Below are 6,494 nucleotides of genomic sequence, written 5' to 3'. Positions count from 1 at the left end.
CCCCCTGCCGTTCCAACGGCTGAGCTTCAGCAGCGCGGCGGCCATGGTCTCTTTGATCGGCGCTTCCGTAACCAGCTTGCGGTAGCCCCGTTTATGCAGCGCGGGACCGGTCGTGTCCAGCGTAATCAGCGCAATGTCGTTCAGCAGTGTGACCTCGATAACGTAACGCGGCCCGTTCTCGGGGAACCAGTCGGTGCGGTAATAATGCTTCAGCTTTTCGACAACCGCTTTTTTGACGATGCCCTGAGCGGCCGGAACACTGCTGAGCTGTGATTTGTGCGATCTTCCTTCTACGGGAAATTCACCGTGCTCGGGAATCCAATCCTGCCAGGGCAGCGCCTTGACGCCTTCGAACAGCTCGTCAAAGGTTTTGGCCGGAAATTGCCCCATTTTAATCAGAACCCGGTCCGAGGTGCGCAGCCACAGGTTGCAGCGGCAGATATCGACGATATCCCCGCTGAAGAGAACGCGGCCGTTCTCGGTAGTCGTTTCATAACCCAATTCGTTTAATTCGCGTGCGACGATAGCCTCCAGTCCCATTGGGGCCGTGGCAATCAGCTGCAATTTGCTCAAGAATCTCAACTCCGTTGCTTGTAGGTAGGTGCGCAGTACCGTTACAATCAAATAGAAACGGCAGCGTTTCCCGAAAGATGATAACCTTTCTTATTTTCAAGTATAGGCGAAGGAGGGGCGTATCACAACGTTCCATTTCGGCTCCGGAAGCCGATGCCTTGGCCGTTCATTCCGGATAAGGAAAGAGGATAAAGGAGAACAGACATGCTTAATCAGGAAGAATATTTTCATCAGGAGCTGTACAGTGAGCGGCTATACGCGGAGGATGAGCTTCTGCTGTCGGTAAAAGAGGCCATCCGCGCGGGCGGCATGCCCGAAGTGTCGATTGCGCCGGGCTACGGCAGGCTGCTGAGTATGCTCGTTTCGCTTTCCCGCTCGTCCAGCGTGCTGGAGATCGGGGCGCTTGGCGGATACAGCGGCATTTGCCTTGCGAGAGGACTGGCTTCGGGAGGAACGCTCACCTCTCTGGAGCTAAAGCCGGAATATGCCGAGATGGCACGCCGCCATCTGGAACGTGCAGGATTCGGCGGCATTGCCGAATACCGGACAGGCCCAGCTCTCGAAAGTCTCGCCCGGCTGGAGGAGGAAGGAAAGACCTTCGATTTCTTTTTCATCGACGCGGACAAGGAGAATTATCCGAACTATCTGGAATACGCCATCCGGCTGGCGAAGCCGGGAGCCGTTATCGCGGGGGACAATATCTTCCTGCGCGGGCGCACCCTGAATCCGGACAAGAACGGGCCTGCGGTGCAGGCGATGCGCCGCTTCAACGAAATGATCGCGGGAGACAGCCGGCTGGACAGCACGCTGCTGCCCGCTTATGACGGTCTCGCTCTTGCGATAGTGAAATAGAAGCGGGGCGGGCCGGAAATTCAGGTGCCAGTATAGGCGGCAGTTAGCGAAATAGTCTCAGCGGGGCAGCCTTGTACAGCATGAAACGGACCCATATCGTATTGAGCAGCAGCATGGCCCCGGAGACGATGAACAGACCTTCGATGCCAATATAGCCCGCCAGGAAGCCGCCGATCAGCGCTCCCAGCATATTGCCGAGGGCCAGCGTGCTGCTGTTGAAGCCGAAAGCCCGGCTCTCCTTGCCGTCCGGTGTATAAGAACGGATCAAGGCGTTCACGCTCGGAAGAAGCCCGCCCATGAAGACGCCCATCAAAAAGCGGACGAATATGAGCTGCCAGACGCTTCCGACGAACGCCTGCGGAATGAGAAACAGCGCGGCGCCGATCAGAGCGTAGGTCAGAATCCGGTGGGCGCCGACTTTGTCGCTGAGTCTGCCGAGCACCGGAGAGGCGATCATATTCGAGATCCCCGTCACGGCGGTAACAGCACCCGCCCAGAAAGCGATATCGACAGCGGTCCCGTGCAGCCTCTCGACATAGATCGGCAGCAGGGCCATCGGACTGATCATGGCGAACTGAATCAGGAACGTGACGGTGAACAGCGCCGGAAGCTGCGGAACCTTGATGAGATCTTTAAGTCCTTCAAACGTGGATATCTGCGGCTTATGCGCGGCTTCCTCACGGTCGAAATTCTCTTTAACCAGGAACATGGCGAGCAGAGTGGCGACGGACAGCAGGATGCCAATCACGTAAAAAATCGGACGGAATCCGATCCAGTCCGCCAGCAGTCCGCCGATCAGCGGTCCGAGAATCGTTCCGGCAACGGAGCCGGACTGCATAAGTCCCATGGAGAAGCCCATCCGGTGCTTCGGCGTCGTGCCGGAGACGAGCGAGATGGAAGCGGGATTAAATCCGGAGATGGTCCCGTTGAGCAGCCGGAGAAGGAGCAGCTGCCAGGGCGTCTGGGCAAAGCCCATCAATATAATGACGATAGCCATGCCAAAGCCGGAGCGCAGCAGCATGACCTTGCGGCCATACTTGTCGGAAAGCGAGCCCCAGAGGGGCTGAAACAGAAACGAAGTCATAAAGTTGGCGGAAAAAATAACACCTGCCCAAATCCCCACGGCGTCTCCCTGTACACCGAGATCCTTGGCCAGATACAGCGATAGAAACGGGGTGATCATCGTCAACCCGGCATTTACAAGAAATTGTCCAAACCAAAGCACATAGAGATTGATCTGCCATGTCTCCCAGGTTTTCCACTTTTTCAATGTGCTTTCACATCCTTTCAAATTCAAACAGTTCACAAAGATGACATTCTAATAGTATACCATATTTTTCTGGCGAAACGGTGGCGCGGCCCATCCTTTGTCAAATAATTGTCGCGGCTTGTAAGGTGTACGGTTGTTACATTCTTTTAAAAGGGGCATAATATAATTTGAGAAAATTTTATCTAAATCTATGGAGACCTCATCATGACCTATAACGATACTTTTATCCGGGCCTGCAGGAAGCAGGAAACGGAGTATACCCCCGTATGGTACATGCGGCAGGCTGGCCGCTACGATCCCGAATACCGGAAGATCAAAGAAAAATACTCTTTGCTGGAAATCAGCAGACAACCCGAATTGGCTGCGGAAATTACGATGATGCCGGTGCGCAAGCTGGGCGTCGACGCGGCTATCCTGTACTCCGACATCATGAATCCGGTGGCCTCCATCGGAGTGGAGTTCGATATTGTTCCCGATGTCGGGCCTGTCATTGAGCGTCCGATCCGCACCGGCGCGGATGTGGAGCGGCTGAAGCCTGTGGACGTGGAAGGCGATCTCGGCCATATTTTGGAGACGATCGCCATCCTGGACAAAGAGCTGAAGGTTCCGCTGATTACATTCGCCGGCGCGCCCTTCACGATTGCCAGCTATCTGATCGAAGGCCGGCCATCCAAGAGCTATATCCGCACCAAAGAGCTGATGTATACGGAGCCGGGCATTTGGCAGAAGCTGATGGACAAGCTCGGCGACATGGTCATCGCTTACCTGCGGGCTCATGTCCGCAGCGGAGGCAAGGCGTTTCAGCTGTTCGACAGCTGGGTGGGAGCCTTGTCGCCGCAGGATTTTGCAGTCTTTGTTCTGCCGACGGTCTCCCGTATTTTTGCCGAATTATCCGATTTGGATGTGCCCAAAATCTATTTTCCCGGCGTTGGCTCCGGCGAACTGCTGTCCACCCTTACCGGACTCCAGACGGATGTGATTGGTCTCGACTGGCGGGTTTCGCTGGACGAAGGCCGGCGCAGAACCGGCGGGAATTTCGCGATACAGGGCAATCTTGATCCTTATGTCCTGACCGCTCCGATGGAACTTATCAAGGATCGCGCCAAAGCGCTTATTGATGAAGGCATTGGGGAACCTGGCTATGTGTTCAACCTGGGACACGGCCTGTTCCCCGAGGCGTCGCTGGACAAGCTGCGTCAACTGACCGAGTATGTCCACGACTATTCCAGGGAAGCGCTGGCGCTCAAAGGGGCCGCAAGACTGCGTTCCTGAAACAGCCGCTCACAATTAATCGCTAAGAGGTGATCGATACATTGACAACACAAATCGGCGTTCTCGTCATGTCCTACGGCACTCCTGAAAGTCTTGAGGATGTTGAATCTTATTATACGCATATCCGGCGCGGCAATCCGCCATCGGCGGAGCAATTGCAAGAACTGAGGGGCCGCTATGAAGCCATCGCCGGCGGTGTATTCCCGCTGCGGGAAAATACGAACCGTCAGGTGGAGGCGCTTCAGGATGCGTTAAACCAGGATAATACGGACAAGGATATCGAATATGTCTGCTTCCAGGGTCTGAAGCACGCCCGCCCTTTCATTGAGGACGGAGTGGAGCGAATGGCGGAGAGCGGCATCAAGCAGGCGGTGGGTGTCGTGCTCGCTCCACATTATTCCGTCATGAGCGTTGGAGGCTACATCAAACGCGCCAAAGAGAAAGCGGAAATCTGCGGCATTCAAATGGAGTTTGTAAAAAGCTACCATCTCCACCCGCAACTTATCGGCGCGTTCAGCCGGCGCGTCTCCGCAAGGCTCGATCAGTTCGAGGAAGCGGGAGCGAACCGACAGGAAGTTCGGGTGCTCTTCAGCGCGCATAGCCTGCCTGAGCGGATACTCGGCATGGGCGATCCCTACCGGGAACAGCTGCTTGAGACTTCCAAGGCGGTTGCGGAGCAGGCCGGCGTAGCCTCATGGCAGTTCACCTGGCAGAGCGCTGGCAGAACGGCGGAGCCATGGCTTGGGCCGGATATTCTTGATACGCTCCGCGAGCTGAGCAAGGAGCAGGTCGAATATGTGCTGTCCGCCCCGATCGGATTCGTATCCGACCATCTTGAGGTGCTGTACGATCTGGACATCGAGGCCCGGGACATTGCCGCCGAACTGGACATGCGGCTGATGCGGATTGAATCGCTGAACGGCGACCCCGCTTATATGGCGGCGCTGAGTGACGTGGTGCGGAACCGGGCGGGCATACTGAAGGCGGGGCGTCCATGAACGGAGCTTCACGTAAAGTCGTTATAGTCGGCGGAGGACTGAGCGGACTGAGCGCCGCTTTTTACGTCCGTAAATATTATAAGGAAGCGGGCATTCAGCCGGAGATTGTGATTCTGGAGAAAGAGCGCAGCCTTGGCGGGAAAATCGAGACCCTTCATAAAGATGGCTTCGTTATTGAAAAGGGCCCGGATTCGTTTCTCGCCCGCAAGCAGGAGATGAGCGACCTGGCCCAAGAATTGGAGATCGACCATGAGCTGGTGACGACCAATCCGAATGCCAAGAAGACTTACATTTTGCAGCGCGGCCGTCTGCTTCCGATGCCTGCCGGCCTGATCCTGGGCATTCCGACGGATCTTAAGCCGTTTGTGGGCACAAGGCTCCTCTCCTTTCCGGGCAAGCTGCGGGCGCTGATGGATTTCGTCCTTCCGCCCAGGCGTTCGGCTGAGGACGAGCCGCTCGGAGAACTGATCGAGCGCCGTTTCGGCACAGAAGTGCTGGAGAACCTGACCGAGCCGCTGCTGGCCGGCATCTATGCGGCGGATATGCGCAAGATCAGCCTCCAGGCGACCTTTCCGCAGTTCGGCGAGATGGAGCGGCGGTATGGCAGCCTGATTCGCGGCATGATCCTGGGGAAACAGCCCAAGGAGACGCATACCGGCGTGAAAAAGAGCATGTTCCTGACCTTCCGTCAGGGGCTGCAAAGCCTTGTACACGCGCTTGTGCATGAGCTGCATGACGCCAAGCAGTGCACGGAAGCCGCCGTGGTCGCCATTCACGACCGGATTGCCGGGACGCACACCGGCACGGCCGAAGCGGCAGCAACGGGTTCCCTGGAGCCGGAGGCTTCCCGGCAAGCGCGCTACGCGGTAGAGCTGGAAAGCGGCGACCTGCTGCCTGCCGATGATATCTATATCACGATTCCCAATTTCGCGGCGGCCGGGCTGCTGCGTCCGCATGTTGATGTATCGGCGCTGGACGCGGTGAGTTATGTATCGGTGGCTAATGTGGTAATGGCCTTCTCCCGCACAGAAATGGACGGGAATTTCGACGGCTCGGGCTTTCTGGTTCCCCGCAAGGAAGGGCGCAATATTACGGCCTGCACCTGGACATCGGCCAAATGGCTGCATACGAGTCCGGAGGACAAGGTGCTGCTCCGCTGCTATGTGGGGCGAGCGGGCGACGAGCAGAATGTGCAGCTGCCGGACGAAGCGCTTGCAGAGCTGGTGCGCAAGGATCTGCGCGAGGTGATGGGCGTCACGGCCGAGCCGCTGTTCACGGAAATTACGCGTCTGCCGAGCTCAATGCCGCAGTACCCCGTCGGGCATCCGTCCGCCATTGCGGGACTGCGCCGCGATCTGGCCGCCGCTCTTCCGGGCGTGTATGTATTCGGAGCCGGATATGACGGAATCGGCATGCCGGACTGCATCAAATTTGCGAAGCTGACGGCGAAGGCGGCTGCCGAAAGCCTGCAAGGGAACTAATCCTCATACCTTATCGCGATTAGGATATCAGCCTAACGGCGAAGCGCG

General features: G+C 57.1%; 6 protein-coding genes. 4 read left to right on the top strand and 2 right to left on the bottom strand.

Annotated elements, in window-relative coordinates:
- Nucleotides 1-573: THUMP domain-containing class I SAM-dependent RNA methyltransferase (locus L692_RS0125915; protein WP_025702799.1), on the bottom strand; the 573-nt coding region annotated here is incomplete at its 3' end.
- A 204-nt stretch (nt 574-777) separates the two neighbouring features.
- Between L692_RS0125915 and L692_RS0125910 the strand changes: the two genes are divergently transcribed.
- On the top strand, nt 778-1,425 hold the full coding sequence (locus L692_RS0125910; protein WP_025702798.1) for an O-methyltransferase: 648 nt from the start codon (nt 778-780) through the stop codon (nt 1,423-1,425).
- 43 nt (nt 1,426-1,468) lie between these two features.
- Here the strand turns inward: L692_RS0125910 and L692_RS0125905 are convergent, their stop codons facing one another.
- Entirely contained in the window at nt 1,469-2,695 is a 1,227-nt protein-coding gene (locus tag L692_RS0125905; RefSeq protein WP_025702797.1) for an MFS transporter, read from the bottom strand.
- Nucleotides 2,696-2,899: 204 nt separating this feature from the next.
- Here L692_RS0125905 and hemE point away from each other — a divergent pair, with 204 nt between their 5' ends.
- Genes hemE through hemG form a run of 3 tightly spaced genes read left to right on the top strand, consistent with a single transcriptional unit; the run spans nt 2,900 to nt 6,446 of the window.
- Nucleotides 2,900-3,967 carry a uroporphyrinogen decarboxylase gene (gene hemE / locus L692_RS0125900; RefSeq protein WP_025702796.1) on the top strand — a complete coding sequence of 356 codons (1,068 nt, stop codon included), beginning with the start codon at nt 2,900-2,902 and terminating at the stop codon, nt 3,965-3,967.
- A gap of 41 nt (nt 3,968-4,008) precedes the next feature.
- Entirely contained in the window at nt 4,009-4,965 is a 957-nt protein-coding gene (gene hemH / locus L692_RS0125895; protein WP_025702795.1) for a ferrochelatase, read from the top strand.
- Nucleotides 4,962-6,446 (top strand): protoporphyrinogen oxidase, encoded by a 1,485-nt coding sequence (gene hemG / locus L692_RS0125890; protein ID WP_025702794.1) that lies wholly within the window; start codon nt 4,962-4,964, stop codon nt 6,444-6,446. Before hemH ends, hemG begins: the two co-directional genes overlap by 4 nt.
- The last annotated feature ends 48 nt before the right edge of the window (nt 6,447-6,494 follow it).

The sequence above is a fragment of the Paenibacillus forsythiae T98 genome, from assembly GCF_000520735.1.
In the GTDB taxonomy this organism is placed as follows: Bacteria; Bacillota; Bacilli; order Paenibacillales; family Paenibacillaceae; genus Paenibacillus_AQ; species Paenibacillus_AQ forsythiae.
The sequence above is the reverse complement of the archived record's forward strand: the minus strand, read 5'-3'. Positions and strand labels throughout refer to the sequence as shown.